This window comes from Streptococcus sp. 32226D021BW (assembly GCF_053545015.1).
The window spans coordinates 32,100-47,226 of record NZ_JBPPVC010000002.1; the positions used below are offsets into that span (position 1 = coordinate 32,100).

General features: G+C 42.5%; 15 protein-coding genes. 6 read left to right on the plus strand and 9 right to left on the minus strand.

Annotation, left to right across the window (positions count from 1 at the left end):
* Positions 1-28 precede the first annotated feature (28 nt).
* From recR to yycF, 6 genes are all read right to left on the minus strand, one after another.
* The gene (recR, locus tag ACEE44_RS01645; RefSeq protein WP_024408566.1) at positions 29-625 is read right to left on the minus strand and encodes a recombination mediator RecR; all 597 of its coding nucleotides are present in this window, start codon (positions 623-625) and stop codon (positions 29-31) included.
* 8 nt (positions 626-633) lie between these two features.
* Positions 634-2,679 carry a penicillin-binding protein PBP2B gene (pbp2b, locus tag ACEE44_RS01650; protein ID WP_449171190.1) on the minus strand — a complete coding sequence of 682 codons (2,046 nt, stop codon included), beginning with the start codon at positions 2,677-2,679 and terminating at the stop codon, positions 634-636.
* Between the two features lie 113 nt (positions 2,680-2,792).
* Positions 2,793-4,172: an ABC-F type ribosomal protection protein Vga(F) gene (gene vga(F), locus ACEE44_RS01655; RefSeq protein ID WP_449171023.1), complete on the minus strand. Its 1,380-nt coding sequence runs from the start codon at positions 4,170-4,172 to the stop codon at positions 2,793-2,795.
* Between the two features lie 528 nt (positions 4,173-4,700).
* Positions 4,701-5,504 (minus strand): MBL fold metallo-hydrolase, encoded by an 804-nt coding sequence (locus ACEE44_RS01660; RefSeq protein WP_449171024.1) that lies wholly within the window; start codon positions 5,502-5,504, stop codon positions 4,701-4,703.
* Positions 5,505-5,510: 6 nt separating this feature from the next.
* A complete protein-coding gene (gene vicK / locus ACEE44_RS01665) occupies positions 5,511-6,860 on the minus strand; it encodes a cell wall metabolism sensor histidine kinase VicK (protein WP_449171025.1) in 1,350 nt (449 codons plus the stop codon).
* Positions 6,853-7,557, minus strand: coding sequence for a response regulator YycF (gene yycF / locus ACEE44_RS01670; RefSeq protein WP_332410924.1), 705 nt, complete (start codon positions 7,555-7,557; stop codon positions 6,853-6,855). The genes vicK and yycF overlap by 8 nt, the downstream gene beginning before the upstream one ends.
* A 191-nt stretch (positions 7,558-7,748) precedes the next feature.
* Between yycF and ACEE44_RS01675 the strand changes: the two genes are divergently transcribed.
* The 6 genes from ACEE44_RS01675 (at position 7,749) to ACEE44_RS01700 (ending at position 11,919) form a co-directional block, all read left to right on the plus strand.
* Complete coding sequence (locus tag ACEE44_RS01675) at positions 7,749-8,510, plus strand: amino acid ABC transporter ATP-binding protein (protein WP_105114648.1); 762 nt, start codon at positions 7,749-7,751, stop codon at positions 8,508-8,510.
* Positions 8,511-8,520: 10 nt separating this feature from the next.
* Complete coding sequence (locus ACEE44_RS01680; RefSeq protein WP_172028702.1) at positions 8,521-9,366, plus strand: transporter substrate-binding domain-containing protein; 846 nt, start codon at positions 8,521-8,523, stop codon at positions 9,364-9,366.
* 14 nt (positions 9,367-9,380) lie between these two features.
* Positions 9,381-10,079, plus strand: coding sequence for an amino acid ABC transporter permease (locus tag ACEE44_RS01685; protein ID WP_172091624.1), 699 nt, complete (start codon positions 9,381-9,383; stop codon positions 10,077-10,079).
* A gap of 12 nt (positions 10,080-10,091) precedes the next feature.
* Positions 10,092-10,751: an amino acid ABC transporter permease gene (locus ACEE44_RS01690; protein WP_449171026.1), complete on the plus strand. Its 660-nt coding sequence runs from the start codon at positions 10,092-10,094 to the stop codon at positions 10,749-10,751.
* Between the two features lie 122 nt (positions 10,752-10,873).
* Entirely contained in the window at positions 10,874-11,161 is a 288-nt protein-coding gene (locus ACEE44_RS01695) for an acyltransferase family protein (protein ID WP_449171027.1), read from the plus strand.
* On the plus strand, positions 11,107-11,919 hold the full coding sequence (locus ACEE44_RS01700; protein WP_449171191.1) for an acyltransferase family protein: 813 nt from the start codon (positions 11,107-11,109) through the stop codon (positions 11,917-11,919). Before ACEE44_RS01695 ends, ACEE44_RS01700 begins: the two co-directional genes overlap by 55 nt.
* 82 nt (positions 11,920-12,001) lie before the next feature.
* On the opposite strand, the gene thrS is transcribed toward ACEE44_RS01700, so the two are convergent.
* The 3 genes from thrS to ACEE44_RS01715 form a co-directional block, all read right to left on the minus strand.
* Complete coding sequence (gene thrS, locus ACEE44_RS01705; RefSeq protein ID WP_449171028.1) at positions 12,002-13,954, minus strand: threonine--tRNA ligase; 1,953 nt, start codon at positions 13,952-13,954, stop codon at positions 12,002-12,004.
* A gap of 150 nt (positions 13,955-14,104) precedes the next feature.
* The gene (locus tag ACEE44_RS01710; protein ID WP_449171029.1) at positions 14,105-14,428 is read right to left on the minus strand and encodes a MazG-like protein; all 324 of its coding nucleotides are present in this window, start codon (positions 14,426-14,428) and stop codon (positions 14,105-14,107) included.
* 272 nt (positions 14,429-14,700) lie between these two features.
* Positions 14,701-15,048 carry a hypothetical protein gene (locus tag ACEE44_RS01715; protein ID WP_449171030.1) on the minus strand — a complete coding sequence of 116 codons (348 nt, stop codon included), beginning with the start codon at positions 15,046-15,048 and terminating at the stop codon, positions 14,701-14,703.
* Positions 15,049-15,127: the final 79 nt, after the last annotated feature.

Sequence of the window (15,127 nt, forward strand, 5' to 3'; positions counted from 1 at the left end):
AATTGTCATCTGAATTTGGTTTTCAAGTCTATAGTTCTGTCCTGTTCTCAATGGCACGAAGGAGAGTGACTTCATCGGCGTATTCGATGTCACTTCCGACTGCCAATCCTCGCGCTAAGCGAGTAACCTTAATTCCCGCTGGCTTTAGGACACGTGAGATGTACATGGATGTCGCCTCCCCATCTGCTGTCGCATTGGTCGCTACAATGACTTCTGTCACTTCATTTTCCATCAAGCGGGTCAGCAGAGTTTTCAGGTTAATATCGTCTGGCCCAATGCCATTCATTGGGGAAATCAAGCCGTGCAAGACATGGTAAAGACCGTGATATTCTTGGATATTTTCCAAGGCTGTCACATCTCGACTATCTTCTACTATTAAAATCGTCGACTGATCACGACTGGTGTCTTGACAAATTCCACAAGGGTCCTGGTCTGTCAAATTGCCACAAACCGAACAATAGGTCAAATCCCTCTTGGCAGCCAGGAGATTTTTTGCAAATTCATTGACCACATCATCTTCCATACCGATGGTATAGAAGGCCAAACGAGTGGCTGTCTTGATACCAATTCCAGGTAGTTTTGAATAGCTGTCAATCAACTTGGCAATGGGGGTAGGGTAAAGCATAAGCCTCCTTAATAGGTTGGATAAAGTGAATAATATAGGTTGATAATCTCTTGAACAATGGTCTTGGTTGTCGAATTTTCATTGGTCAAGTTCGGCAAGACAACTGCTACGGCAATCTTTGGATCGTCACTAGGGGCATAGGCCACAACGTTTGTGTTAACAGCTGTCACAACATCACCAGATGGGGTGGTCGTATAGGTTTCGGCTGTACCTGTCTTGGCACTTACAGTAACCGCTGCTCCACGCCCAATAGCTGCACCTGTGATAAAGCGACCACCGCCATTGACAACCTGATAGAAACCTTGACGTAGGGTAGCCATATCATCAGCTGAGATATTGACCTGATTCATTTCTTTCCCCGAAACTGTTTCAATCAAATCACCCAAACCACCTTGCTCATTATTGCCATAAATTCCCTCCACCAGATGGGGCGAAATGCGGGTTCCATTGTTGGCGATGGTAGCAGCATATTGGGCCATCTGCATAGGAGTATAGTTATCAAACTGACCGAAAGCATTGGTAATAAAGTTTGCAGTTGTGTATTCCTCTGGCAAGAAACCTGTGGACTCTAAAGGCAAGTCAATACCCGTAGAAGACCCCAAGCCAAATTCACCAAAGGTGGTACGGAGTTTGTTCATGGCATTGGTCAAGGTATCACCATCATTGAGGTACATATTTGGTTCATAGGTCTGACCCAACAAGCCCAAGGCGATTTTAACCATATAGATGTTGGAAGAATATTCCAAGGCTTCTGTGGCATCAATGTTAAAGGAATAAGCGCCATACCAGGAAGTAATCGGTGCTGAGCCTGCAAAATAAATCGGCTCATCCAACTGGACTTGGTTGCCAGAAATAACTCCATTTTCCCAGCCTGCGCTGATGGTAGCTCCTTTGACGATGGAACCAGGTGTAAAGACACTGGTAATAGTTCCCAGAGCATCTTCCCTAATTTCACCCGAACCTTTTTCATGACTGTAACCAGACATGGCTAAGACAGCTCCTGTAGATGGTTCCAAGGCAACCGCATAGACACCTTCCGAGTACAAAGCAGACCCCGTCGCTAACTCATTTTGAAAATGTCTACTTAGGATAGCATTGACCCCATCTTGAAAGGCTAGATCAATAGTCAGCTTGATATGATTTCCTTGCTGACCCTCTTGGATGGTCTTAATACTCTCCACATTACCATTTCGGTCCAGATTGATTTCCTTTTTCTCACGTTGTCCTTGTAGGACTTCTTCATACTGCTTTTCAAGGTAGGCTGTTCCCACTCGGTCATTTGGCGAATAGCCTTTAGATAAATAATACTCTGCATCTTCAGCTGGCAAACCTGCCTGCTCACTGGTTACTGTACCGATGACCGAACTCAAAGAAGTTGGCAAAATAGTCCGCTGCCAGCTATTTGTTGTCGAAATACCAGGCAGTTGAGATTCGTTGGCAACAATATGAGCCACCTGCTCTGCGGACAAGGAGTCTGTTACCAGGTTTACTGTTGCGAAGTAAGCAGCACCATTCATTTGCTTAAATAGTTCTATGGCCTGATTTTCCTGTTCCGAATAATTCAACACATCTTCAGACAAACTTTCAACCGCATTAGCATAAATAGTGGCTTCTTCAAGATAGTTCCCATCCGAATCATAGAGTTTCTCTTTTGGCAACTTCTCAACAACCTGCTGATAGACTTCTGTATCCGCCAAATAATAGTCCGCCTTATCGCGTTGAGTAATCGTAACATTTGATACATTCACCCACTGCAAGAGCTTGTTAGCCACCTCTTTCATCTCCTGAGCTGACATCTTGTTGGACCGCGTAAAGGAAACGACCTGCTGAATTTGATTTTCTACAAGCGGCTTGCCTTGAGCATCATAAATTTGTCCACGAACAGAACCATTACTGATAATTTTTTGACTGGCAGTTGATAACTTATTGCTATAAAAATCATGGTTGACAATCTGCATGTCTGCCAAACGCAAAATCAAGACCAAAAATAAGAAAATAACGATAGAAAATAAAATATTTAGACGGATGGCAATAAAATTCCCATTATTCTCCACCAAATGTTCCTGTCTTTTTTTCAATTCACCGACCTCATTCTAGAAATATCCTTCTTATTATACCACAGGAAAAAAATATTTTTTAGACCTAGCTTCCTTTTGAGAAATTTTTTCTAGTCTATTAAGCTACCATCCTTTATCCACCACTTACTTGTTGCGACCTTGTCCACAAACTCTTGGTCATGGGAAATTAAGAGAACACTGCCCTGATAGTCTTGCAAAAATTTCTCCAGAGCTTCAATGGCTACCACATCTAAAAAATTGGTCGGTTCATCTAACACTAAGAGATCGGCATCGGCCAACAAGACCTTAGCCAAGGACAGTCGAACACGTTCCCCACCAGACAACTTTGCTACCTTCTGCTGGGTCTTATCGTAAGAAAGCCCCAACATGCCTAAAAGATTGAGAACCGTTACCCTATCTTGAAGCGATGTCGAGCTAGCATTCACAAAGGCTGTTTCTTCTTCGTTGAGATTTGTCAAATCCTGGGAGAAATAAGCAATTTTTAATTTTGGATTGTAGTAGCCTTCTAATTCTTTTGACATCAATTTCCGAACAAAACTTGTTTTCCCAGAACCATTTGACCCTACTAAAGCTATCTTATCCCCAAATGTCATGCCAAGCTGAGGAAAATCAAATAAATACTTTTCCCCAATCCAGAGCTGACCAGCCTGCAAGTGAAAAAGGCTGTGAAGACCAGTATCCAAGGCACCTTTCGCTTCCATCTTTACCCACGCTTCCTTTCTGGGTTGCTCAACCTTGTCCAAACGCTCCATCCGTTTTTCCAAATGCTTGGCAGACTTAGCCATTGACTTGGCTTGACTATCATAGGACCCCATCATAGCATTAACCTTCCACTCGGACGATGAAACACCTTTCTTTTTCTTCCCCATCTTATGTGCCTTTGCCTGACGCTCTTGCTGGGCTTTTTTCAGTTGAGCAACTTTTTTCTGATAGGCTTCATAGGCTTCCTGCTGCCCTTCTCGCTTAGCTCGGCGACTTTCTACAAATGCCTCGTAATTCCCAGGATAAACCTGAATAGCTCCTTCTTCTAAATGCCAAATGTGACTGGCTACTTGATTGAGAAAATGCCGATCATGACTGACAACCAGTAGGCTGCCACGATAGCGTTTGATTTGTTTGATCAGCTTTTCCTGATGTTCTTGATCCAGATTGGCTGTCGGTTCATCCATAATTAACAACTGCGGTCTTTGGGCAAAAGCCTCTTGAATAGACTTCCAAACCTGTTCCCCACCCGAAAGGCAAGTAACCTCTTGTAATTGTGGGACATAGGCCCAATCCGCTTTTACCTCAATCTGACCAGCATAATCCCTATCCATTCCCAGCAGGAGCTTCAAAAAAGTAGACTTGCCAACACCATTATTTCCAACCAAACCAACCTTTTGACCAGCTTGAAGGCTCAACTGCTTGATTGTGAACAAGCTTGACCCTGCAATTTCCTTCTCTAATTGAATACATTTCATCACTTCCATATAGACCTCTTTTCTTCACAAAAAGGGCCCTATTCTGCTCAATGAGCACAGAAAAAAGCCATGCAAAACATGACCTTTCCCTATGGAAAAAGTCACATGAATAGTAAGCCCTTATGAGCAGTCTTATCCCTTGTGTAGTCATTTAGTTTATCTTTTATTACTTCGACGTAAGAGGAAACATCGTTTCCTTATTTCCAACTTCAAACACTCCACCGGATTGTTTGAACTCGCTTTGCCGTACTATGTAGAAGTAACTTGCTTCGCAAGTCCTATCTCCAACCTTGTACAGTCACCCGACTGTACAAGCAGCCTGCAGCTTTTGGTGCGAACATCATTCGCTCTATTTACGACCTCCAACAGTCTATTCCTAGACTGTTGGAGCAAGTACTAAAAGCAAACTAAAAGACTAAATTATCAAATAATTGATTTTCAACAAGTTTTAAGAACGACTAATAAGTAGCTTAATTATTCATGTAACTTCACCTCACGTAGTTTATATATTTATTCTAAACAAGTTCAATGAATTTGTCAAATCTTGGTCAAGGGCGTCGCTGTATCTGGCGAAGTATCGTAGACCTGGAAATCCACTCCAACTCCTAAATCTGCCTGCGCCAACTGATTAACCATGGTCATGTGGGCCAATTCCTTGATATTGTTTTCCTTTGACAAATGCCCTAAGTAAATCTTTTTAGTGCGATTTCCTAGTGAGCGAATCATGGCATCAGCTCCATCTTCGTTACAAAGATGGCCCTTATCTGACAAAATCCGTTGCTTGAGGTTCCAAGAATACGAACCCGCACGCAAGATTTCAACATCATGATTGGATTCAATCAGATAGGCATCCGCGTTAGCCACAATCCCAGCCATTCGATCGCTGACATAGCCAGTATCCGTCAACATAACAAAGGATTTGTCATCCTTCATAAAACGGTAAAATTGCGGACAGGCAGCATCATGGCTAACACCAAACGACTCAATATCTAGGTCGCCAAAAGTCTCCATAGCCCCTAATTCAAAGATATGTTTTTGAGCTTGATCAATCTTACCCAATTTGCTTTCCATTGCCTGCCAGGTCAACTCATTGGCATAAATATCCATACCATATTTACGCGCCAAAACACCGATGCCATGGATATGGTCACTATGTTCATGCGTTACTAAGATAGCATCAATATCTTCTGGCTTGCGGTCAATTTCTGCCAAAAGGCTGGTAATCTTTTTTCCTGATAAACCAGCATCTACCAGGATCTTCTTCTTATCCGTTTCCAAATAAAAGCAATTCCCACTGGATCCCGATGCCAAAATACTGTAATTAAATCCTTTTCCGATCATATTCCCCTATTCTTCTCCATCTGAATCATCCCATTCATCCATTGTAATGTCCTTACTGTATGGCAAGACGATGGTAAAGGTTGAGCCATGTCCATATTCACTCTTGGCCCAAATGAAGCCCTTGTGTTGCTTGACGATTTCCTTGGCAATGGCCAAACCTAGACCGGTACCACCCTGGGCACGCGAACGAGCCTTATCCACACGATAAAATCGGTCAAAAATCTTAGGTAAGTCAGCCTTTGGAATGCCTAACCCTTCATCTGAAATGGATACAATCAACTGACTATCCGTCGTTTTCATACTAAAGGTAATAGTTCCACCGTCAGGCGAATACTTAATTGCATTGTTTAAGATATTATCTAACACCTGGGTCATCTTATCCGTATCAATCTCCACCCAAATAGGACTGATTTGATAGTCACGCACAATGGTATAAACCTTATCTGACTCGGCATTTTTCATCTGGTCAAAACGGTTAAGGATAAAGGTCACAAAGGCTGTAAAGTTGATTAGTTCGACATCTATTTGACCAACCTGGTTATCAATCCTTGATAGACTGAGCAAGTCCGTAATCATCCTCATCATACGGTTGGTTTCATCCAGAGATACCTTGACAAAACTTGGAGCGACCGATTCTGTCAAGGCTCCCTCATCCAAGGCCTCTAGGTAGGATTTGACGGATGTCAAAGGTGTACGGAGTTCGTGACTGACATTAGATACAAATAGACGACGTTCCCGCTCTTCTTTGGCTTGTTCGGTCATATCATGCAAGACAACAACAAGGCCGGAAATCAAACCACTCTCACTCCGAATAGTCGCAAAATTAGCCCTAAGGGTTAGAAACTCCTGATTCTCATTGGTATGGTCCAAAACAATCTCAGGTGTCTGTGCCAATAAATCACGCAAACTGTAGTGGTCCTTTATATCCAACACATCTAAAATCTGCAAGGTTTCTTGTTTCTTTCCAGCTAGCCCCAGTTGCTTTTGTGCCATATCATTGATCATGATAATCCGACCAACTCGGTCCGTCGCAATTACTCCATCACTCATATAAGAAAGGATGGAACTCAGACGGGTTTTCTCCTGTTCTAAGCTATCATGAGTTAGACGGATGACTTCCGACAAATCATTGAGCGAGTTGGCCATGTCCGTAATTTCTGGACTGCCTCTCATATCCAAGACCTCAGTATAATCACCATCCATCAAGGCTTTTACACGCTGATTGAGCTGTTTGATTTGCTTATTATCCCTATGGTTTTCAATCAACAAGACCGTTAATGCAATCAAAAAACCAATGAGAATAACAACAAACCAAAACTCTGCTGTTGTCATTAAATAACGTAATTGATTAATCATTTCCCTTGATAAAGTATCCTACACCACGACGGGTCAAAATATATTCCGGTCGGCTCGGTGTATCTTCAATCTTTTCACGCAAACGGCGAATAGTTACGTCCACCGTACGCACATCTCCAAAATAGTCATAGCCCCATACCGTTTCTAGCAAATGCTCCCGGGTCATGACCTGCCCCAAATGCTTAGCTAAATGATGCAACAATTCAAACTCACGGTGGGTTAACTCCAATTCTTTGCCATGCTTCTTAGCAACAAAGGCATCTGGCAAAATGACCAAGTCCCCGATGACCAATTCAGGACTGCCAGTATTCTCAACGGACATCTGTGTTTCTGACAATTCGCTTCTACGCAAGAGAGCCTTGACACGCGCCTGCAATTCACGATTAGAGAAAGGCTTGGTCACATAGTCATCTGCCCCAATCTCAAGTCCAATCACCTTGTCAAACTCACTATCCTTGGCAGACAGCATAATAATGGGAACATTGCTGGTCTTACGGATGGTCCGAGCAACTTCCAAACCATCTAATTCTGGCAGCATCAAATCCAAAATCACAATATCTGGAAATTCAGCTTCAAAAACCGTCAAGGCCTCCCGACCATCAAAAGCAGTCACGACCTCATAGCCCTCACGGGTCATATTAAATTTAATAATGTCTGAGATGGGTTTCTCATCATCTACAATCAAAATTTTTCTCATAATTTCTTTACCTTAATTATCTTTATTTCTTCTATTATATCAAACTTACTTAAAAAATTCATAACCAGAGTTAACTAACATAGTTATGTTACATCTTCTAACATATCCTATATTAAATTGTCTGAATTTACTTGACTTTTAATATAGGGAGTGATATCATGCTATTATCTTACATAAAAAAGGAGATTACTATGGCTTTAGTAGAATTTAAAGATGTAAACAAATACTATGGTGACTACCATGCTCTTCGCAATATAAACTTGGAATTCGAACCTGGACAGGTTGTTGTTCTCCTTGGACCATCCGGTTCTGGTAAATCAACTCTTATTCGTACCATCAATGGACTAGAAACTGTCGATCAAGGTAGCCTTGTTGTCAATGGACATACCGTATCCGGCTCATCTGTCAAAGAATTGGTAGCTCTTCGCAAGGAAGTCGGCATGGTTTTCCAACACTTCAATCTCTATCCACATAAAACCGTGTTAGAAAATGTTACCTTGGCACCGATTAAGGTTTTAGGCATTGATAAAGCTACCGCTGAGAAGACCGCCAAGAAATACCTTGAATTCGTAAACCTCTGGGACCGTAAAGATTCCTACCCTGCCATGCTATCGGGTGGTCAAAAGCAACGTGTTGCCATCGCCCGTGGTCTAGCTATGCACCCAGAATTGCTCCTATTTGACGAACCAACTTCTGCCCTTGACCCAGAAACTATCGGCGATGTTCTTGCAGTTATGCAAAAATTGGCTCGTGATGGAATGAATATGATTGTCGTAACCCACGAAATGGGCTTTGCTCGTGAAGTTGCTGACCGAATCATCTTCATGGCTGAGGGGGAAGTATTGGTTGATACAACCGATGTCAATGGCTTCTTTGACAATCCAACTGAACCGCGTGCAAAACAGTTCCTCAGCAAGATTATCAACCATGAATCAGACAAGGTCAAACTCTAGGAGGTTGCTTATGACAGATAAAAAAGTCAATCTATTTTTAGCCGTCAGGCTTGCTATCATCAGCATCTTAACGCTGTTCTTTATCCATATCAATCAAACCGTTGTCCAAACAGAAACACCTGCACCTATTACCAATAGCGATCAGGTTCAAGCCATCATTGATAGAGGCGTGCTCCGTGTCGGAGTGAAACAGGACGTCCCTAACTTTGGCTTTAAAAATCCGGATACTTATGAATTTGAAGGTATGGAAATCGACATCGCTCGTAAAATTGCTGATGAGTTGGGAGTTGATATTGAATTCACCCCTGTAACAGCCCAAACTCGAGGACCGCTCTTGGATAATGGTCAAGTAGACATGGTCATTGCCACCTTCACTATTACCGATGAGCGGAAGTTGCTTTACAACTTTACAAGCCCTTACTACACAGATGCTGTAGGTTTATTAGTCAACAAGGATAGCGGTATTGAAACCTTCACCGACTTAGACGGAAAGACTGTCGGGGTTGCACAAGGCTCTATCACCCGTAAATTGATTACTGACTTAGCTGATAAATATGGTATCTCTGTTTCATTTGCGGAATTGGGTTCCTATCCTGAACTTTCTGTATCGCTTCGTGCCCATCGTATTGATAGCTTCTCCGTAGACCAATCCATCCTATCAGGCTATATTGGTTCTAAGTCTAAATTACTGGACTTCAGCTTCTCTGCATCAGACTATGGTATCGCCACTAAACTGTCAAACAAAGATTTAAATGCCTACCTAAATTCTCTTATTGAAACTTGGCATAATGATGGCAGTTTACAGGCTATCTATGATGCCAATGGCTTGAAGCCTGTAACAGAAACCGACGAATAGAAAGGGAAAATTTTATGACTATCTTGACTACAAGCCCCTATGCTTGGGAAAACTGGGTTAGTTATTTCAATGACTTCCCTCTCTTCTTCCAAGGCTTCCTCTTCACCCTAGCCATTGCTATTGGGGCTTTTATCACAGCCATGTTACTAGGCATACTTTTTGGCAGCCTATCTTCTAGCAAGAACAAGCTTTTAAAGGTGCTAGCTCGTGTCTATGTGGAATACTTCCAAAACACTCCGCTCTTGGTCCAATTCATGATTGTTTATTATGGACTGCCTCTGATTTCTAACTACATCCTCATGCCGTCCATCTACTGGACAGCTGTTATCTGTGTGGGACTTTACCACGGTGCCTATATCGCAGAGGTCATCCGTGCAGGGATTGAGGCGGTGCCTACTGGTCAGACTGAAGCCGCACTTTCACAAGGCTTTACCCAGGCTGAAACCATGCGGATCATTATCTTGCCACAGGCTATTCCTACAATCTTGCCACCTTTGACCAACCAAGTAGTAAACTTGATTAAAAACACGGCTACAGTTGCTATTATCTCTGGTGCAGATATCATGTTTATGACCAAGTCTTGGTCTGCTATGAACGCTAACTATATTCCAGCCTTTGCTGGCGCTGCCTTCCTCTACTTCTGTATGTGTTTCCCTGTTGCAAGCTGGGGACGTCGTATCGAAGAGAAAAACAAGGCTACCTTTTCACACTAAGGAGGTTGAACAATGAATTATGTTTTAGAATTACTCAAGCCTTCAACCTTCCAACTCTTGTGGAGTGGTTTGAAGTTAACCCTCTATATCTCTAGTATTTCGGTGGTTCTATCAGTTCTCTTTGGCATGATTTTAGCCATTATGCGAAATGGGAAAAATCCACTCTTCAAGTGGATTGCAACGATTTATATTGAATTTGTGCGAAATGTACCAAACCTACTTTGGATTTTCACCGTTTTCTTGGTCTTCCAAATGAAGTCTACGCCTGCTGGTATTACTGCTTTTACTATTTTTACCACGGCAGCCATGGCCGAGATTATCCGTGGTGGTCTAAACGCCATCGGACCGGGCCAGACCGAAGCTGGCTTGTCACAGGGTTTTACACCAGTACAAATCATGGTCCATATCATCATGCCTCAGGCCATTCGTAAGATGCTGCCGGCCATCATCTCCCAGATTGTAACGGTTATCAAGGATACTAGTTTCCTATACTCCGTTATCGCTTTGCAAGAGCTTTTCGGTGCCAGCCAAATCCTAATGGGACGCCATTTTGAGGCGGAACAAGTTTTTGCACTCTATCTCATGGTAGCCTTGATTTACTTTAGCATCAACTTCGCCATCTCAAGCCTGTCACGTTATGTGGCTAGGTCTTGGGCGAGCAGTATTGAATAAACAATCTGAACCAGTTTTCTACAGAAAGCTGGTTTTATGATATAATCAAAGAAAATGTACTCAAACCATTTTGGAAATGGTTCTGTTCCCAAATAGTTTAGAGTTAAATAAAGGAGAAACTGATGAAACGACTTACCTACATTGACCAGCTGAAAGGTTTTGGAATTTTAGCTGTCTTATTTCTGCATACAGTCGGTTATATCCGAAATGCTCTTCCATATACCGATGTCCCCCTTTGGCGACTAGAAGCTTGGCTACACTCTTTCCTTATGCCATTTTTTGTATTTGTCAGTGGCTTTAGTTTCTATCATTTTTACCTAAAACCAAAGTCTAGAAACAATACTTATATATATATATATATATATATCGACTGTTGCAAATATACGCAGTCTTTGGCAGTAGCATTGTAATTAGCAAAATCCTCTTTTCAAGCTATACCGTTGATAAAGTAGACCCAAGTCACTTCCTTTCTAATTTTCTCCTCCCAGATACATCTATGTGGTACATTTGGTTTTTAACCCTCATGACCATCGCAACTCTTATTCTCCATCGGTTGCAACTAACAGAACCAGTTTCACTGATTTGCATTGGTCTTTTTACACTTTTCGCTACACTATTTGGTGGTCCCTTAAATATTAGCAACTTACCAATCGGGTTACAGCACCTAACCTCTTTACCACTATTTTATTTTTTAGGTATTTATTTTGCCAAGAAAGAAATTCACAAGAAAATGGTTAGACAGACCGTGTTTCACAGTTTAGCAGGTCTGGTAACAGTCTTCTATCTCATCTATTTACAGTCCTACCAAACCTACCCAAGTCAGCACCTGCCATTTCACACCTTCCTACGATATGCAAACGGACTAGCTATGACCTACCTGATTGTTTCTATCATAGTCACTCTGGAAAGAAGATTACCTACTATTTTTGCCTGGTTTGGTCAGTATTCTCTTTACTTCTATCTGGTACATACCTACATCCTGACAATTCTTACTCTTCTCATAAAGAAATATTTTTTAAATTTTTCTACACCTCTGCTGCTGCTCATAAGTTTTGGATTACTCCTTATCATCAATTCCCTAGTCTTGATGATTGTAAAAAGAATTCCTATACTGGATAAAGTATTTCAAGGGAAGGTGATTTCCTACCCTCAAAAGAAGCACGAATAGCATGTGTACTGCACTCCCAGCCACTTGGTTGGGATTTTTTGCTGTCAAAAAAGAAGCCCTTTCGGACTTCTCCTTATAATTATTATTCAGCTGCTTCAGCAGGTCTTGACTTACGGGCAATATCTGCTAGGATATGATCCACAAATTCTGCCACAGACTGAGTTTGTGTTGCCTTGCTTCCGTAACGACGAACGTTGACAGCATTGTCTTCCATTTCCTTGTCACCGACGATGAGTTGGTATGGAATCTTGCTAGTCTGGCTCTGACGGATCTTGTACTGCATCTTCTCGTTACGCTCATCTACGTGTATGCGAACGCCACGGTCTTGCAATTCTTTAGCAACCTTCCAAGCGTAATCCAAATGAGCTTCCACAGAGATTGGAATGAGTGTCACTTGCGTTGGGGCCAACCAGGTTGGGAAGGCACCCTTATAGGTTTCAATCAGGATAGCGGTGAAGCGTTCCATGGTCGAGATCACACCACGGTGAATCATAACTGGGCGGTGCTCTTCACCGTCAGCACCGATGTAGGTCAAACCAAAGCGCTCTGGCAAGAGGAAGTCTAACTGAATGGTTGACAGGGTTTCCTCGTTACCAAGGGCCGTTTTCACTTGGATATCCAATTTCGGACCGTAGAAGGCAGCTTCACCCTCAGCCTCAAAATAGTCCACGCCCATTTCATCCATGGCACCCTTCAACATGCGCTGGGCATTTTCCCACATCTCATCGTTATCGTAGTACTTCTCTTTGTCCTCTGGGTCACGATAAGACAGGCGGAAACGGTAGTCGTTTAGGTTGAAATCTGCGTACACATCGATAATCAACTGGAGAGCTTTTTTGAACTCTTCTTGGATTTGTTCAGGTGTGACAAAGATATGACCGTCGTTAAGAGTCATCTCACGTACACGCTGCAAACCAGTAAGAGCACCAGATTTTTCATAGCGGTGCATCATACCAAGCTCGGCGATACGTACTGGCAATTCACGGTAAGAACGCACATGGTTTTTATAAACTTGGATGTGGTGCGGACAGTTCATCGGACGTAGAACAAACTCTTCACCGTCACCCATGTCCATGGTTGGAAACATATCTTCTGAGTAATGCTCCCAGTGACCTGAAGTCTTGTAGAGCTCAACAGAAGCCAACGGCGGCGTATAAACGTGCTGGTAACCAGAAGCCAATTCCTTGTCTGTGATGTAACGCTCTAAGGTACGACGGATAGTCGCACCATTAGGCAACCAGAATGGCAAACCTTGACCAACTTCTTGGCTTATCATAAAGAGATCCAATTCCTTACCAAGTTTACGGTGGTCACGTTCCTTGGCTTCCTCACGCATTTGAAGGTAAGCCTTGAGGTCTTTCTTGTCAAACCAAGCTGTACCATAAACCCGTTGCATCATTGGATTTTCGCTCTTACCACGCCAGTAAGCTCCAGCCACATTGAGCAATTCAAAAATCTGGATACGTCCTGTTGACGGAACGTGTGGGCCACGGCAGAGGTCAACGTATTCGCCTTGGGTATAGATGGTCAAACCACCTTCATCATCAGAATGTTCCTGAATCAATTCCAACTTGTATGGATCGTTTTTGAAAATCTCAAGAGCCTCTTCCTTAGTCACTTCACGACGTTCAGAAGGGAAGTTTTCCTTGACAATCTTCATCATTTCTTCCTGAATACGTGGCAGGTCTTCATTTGAAATCTGACCAGCCGCATTGTCCGTATCATAGTAGAAACCATCCTGAATAGCAGGACCAACCCCCAACTTGATATCTGGGAAAAGACGACGAGCCGCCTGGGCAAACAAGTGAGCTGCTGAGTGACGCAAGATGTCCAAGGCATCCTCGTGGTCAGGCGTTACGATTTCAAGCGTACCATCCTCTTCAATAGCACGAGTTGTATCAATCAATTTACCATTGAACTTACCAGCAAGAGCCTTTTTCGCCAAAGACTTGCTGATGCTCTCAGCAATTTCAAAAGTAGTCACACCAGCCTGGTACTCACGAACAGCACCATCTGGGAAAGTGATTTTAATCATAATATAAGATATAAAGGGCGTTAAGCGGACACAGACAAAATAAGAAACAGAACAGCAACGCAAGCGTCTAGTTCTCGTTTATCTTTTTGGCCCAGTCCGTAGCCCGTATTCAGTTCAACCAAATACGGAGACCCTAGTCCTTTCTATTTTTTATTTTTTAATCCCCAATAGCTCTTCTTTTTGAGCTAAAAAGGTTTCCATTTCTTTTTGAATATCAATATCTAGGCGGTCAGCTAATTCAATCAACCACCAGATATTTTCAGCCAGTTTATGCTCCAAGGTATAGGGTGTTTCGTCATAGTAACGACCCTGCTTGGTCATAATCAGGCGGTTCATGTTGCCAATATCATTGGTCAGAGCCAATAGGTCTTCCTCAATAGACCACTCTTTGTCATGGTGCTTGACCTCCAACTCTTTGTAAGCCTTGCGAATGGCTAGGCAACGGTCAATCGTTTCTTGTGGAATGCTGGTCAACTTCATCTCCTTATTTTGTCAAAAAAGAAAATACGACATCCTCACAAAAGGACGTCGTAACGTGGTTCCACCTTGGTTCGCAGTCATGCCAAAAAGCCTAGCTCGACTACCTCGATTGGCGATAAGGGAACCACCCTTTTATGTTTGCATAAAATCATACCGAGTAGTGTCAATCCTATCCTCTATGTGCTTGCACCCACCGCACACTCTCTCAAAGATTTCCTAGAATTGATAAGTCTCTAAGTGCTATTATACCACCTTTTTCCATTTTTTCAAAGACTTTTATTTTTTATGTGGCATAGCAGAGCGCCTAACAACCATCCGACCACCGCACACAGACTATAGATGACCTGATAGAGCCATATCCACTCTCCAAAACTAAAAATAGTAAGAGGAAAGAGGAGAAAGGCTAGGACAGGAACCCTTATGGAAAAACCATGACCATGACCATCAATCAGCCCTAAGATGAATAAGCCTAGTGGAGTATAAAGAAGGATATTGTTGACAATCAAGGCCTTGGCAAGATAAGTATCCAAAAAAGAAGCAAGACCATGGATACCAACATAAAAGAACAAAATAATCAATGTATAAAGCAAGCCTATTTTATTCTTTTTATTCATAAGAAACCTCTTTTTGACTAGCAAATGAAGGATGGAACTACCCAGGTAATATCTTTAGAATAAACTATCCCAAGCATCC

Coding starts and splice junctions, on each gene's coding strand:
- recR (WP_024408566.1), bottom strand. CDS start 625: ATGCTTTACCCTACCCCCATTGCCAAGTTGATTGACAGCTATTCAAAA.
- ACEE44_RS01660 (WP_449171024.1), bottom strand. CDS start 5,504: ATGATCGGAAAAGGATTTAATTACAGTATTTTGGCATCGGGATCCAGT.
- vicK (WP_449171025.1), bottom strand. CDS start 6,860: ATGATTAATCAATTACGTTATTTAATGACAACAGCAGAGTTTTGGTTT.
- yycF (WP_332410924.1), bottom strand. CDS start 7,557: ATGAGAAAAATTTTGATTGTAGATGATGAGAAACCCATCTCAGACATT.
- ACEE44_RS01675 (WP_105114648.1), top strand. CDS start 7,749: ATGGCTTTAGTAGAATTTAAAGATGTAAACAAATACTATGGTGACTAC.
- ACEE44_RS01680 (WP_172028702.1), top strand. CDS start 8,521: ATGACAGATAAAAAAGTCAATCTATTTTTAGCCGTCAGGCTTGCTATC.
- ACEE44_RS01685 (WP_172091624.1), top strand. CDS start 9,381: ATGACTATCTTGACTACAAGCCCCTATGCTTGGGAAAACTGGGTTAGT.
- ACEE44_RS01690 (WP_449171026.1), top strand. CDS start 10,092: ATGAATTATGTTTTAGAATTACTCAAGCCTTCAACCTTCCAACTCTTG.
- ACEE44_RS01695 (WP_449171027.1), top strand. CDS start 10,874: ATGAAACGACTTACCTACATTGACCAGCTGAAAGGTTTTGGAATTTTA.
- thrS (WP_449171028.1), bottom strand. CDS start 13,954: ATGATTAAAATCACTTTCCCAGATGGTGCTGTTCGTGAGTACCAGGCT.
- ACEE44_RS01715 (WP_449171030.1), bottom strand. CDS start 15,048: ATGAATAAAAAGAATAAAATAGGCTTGCTTTATACATTGATTATTTTG.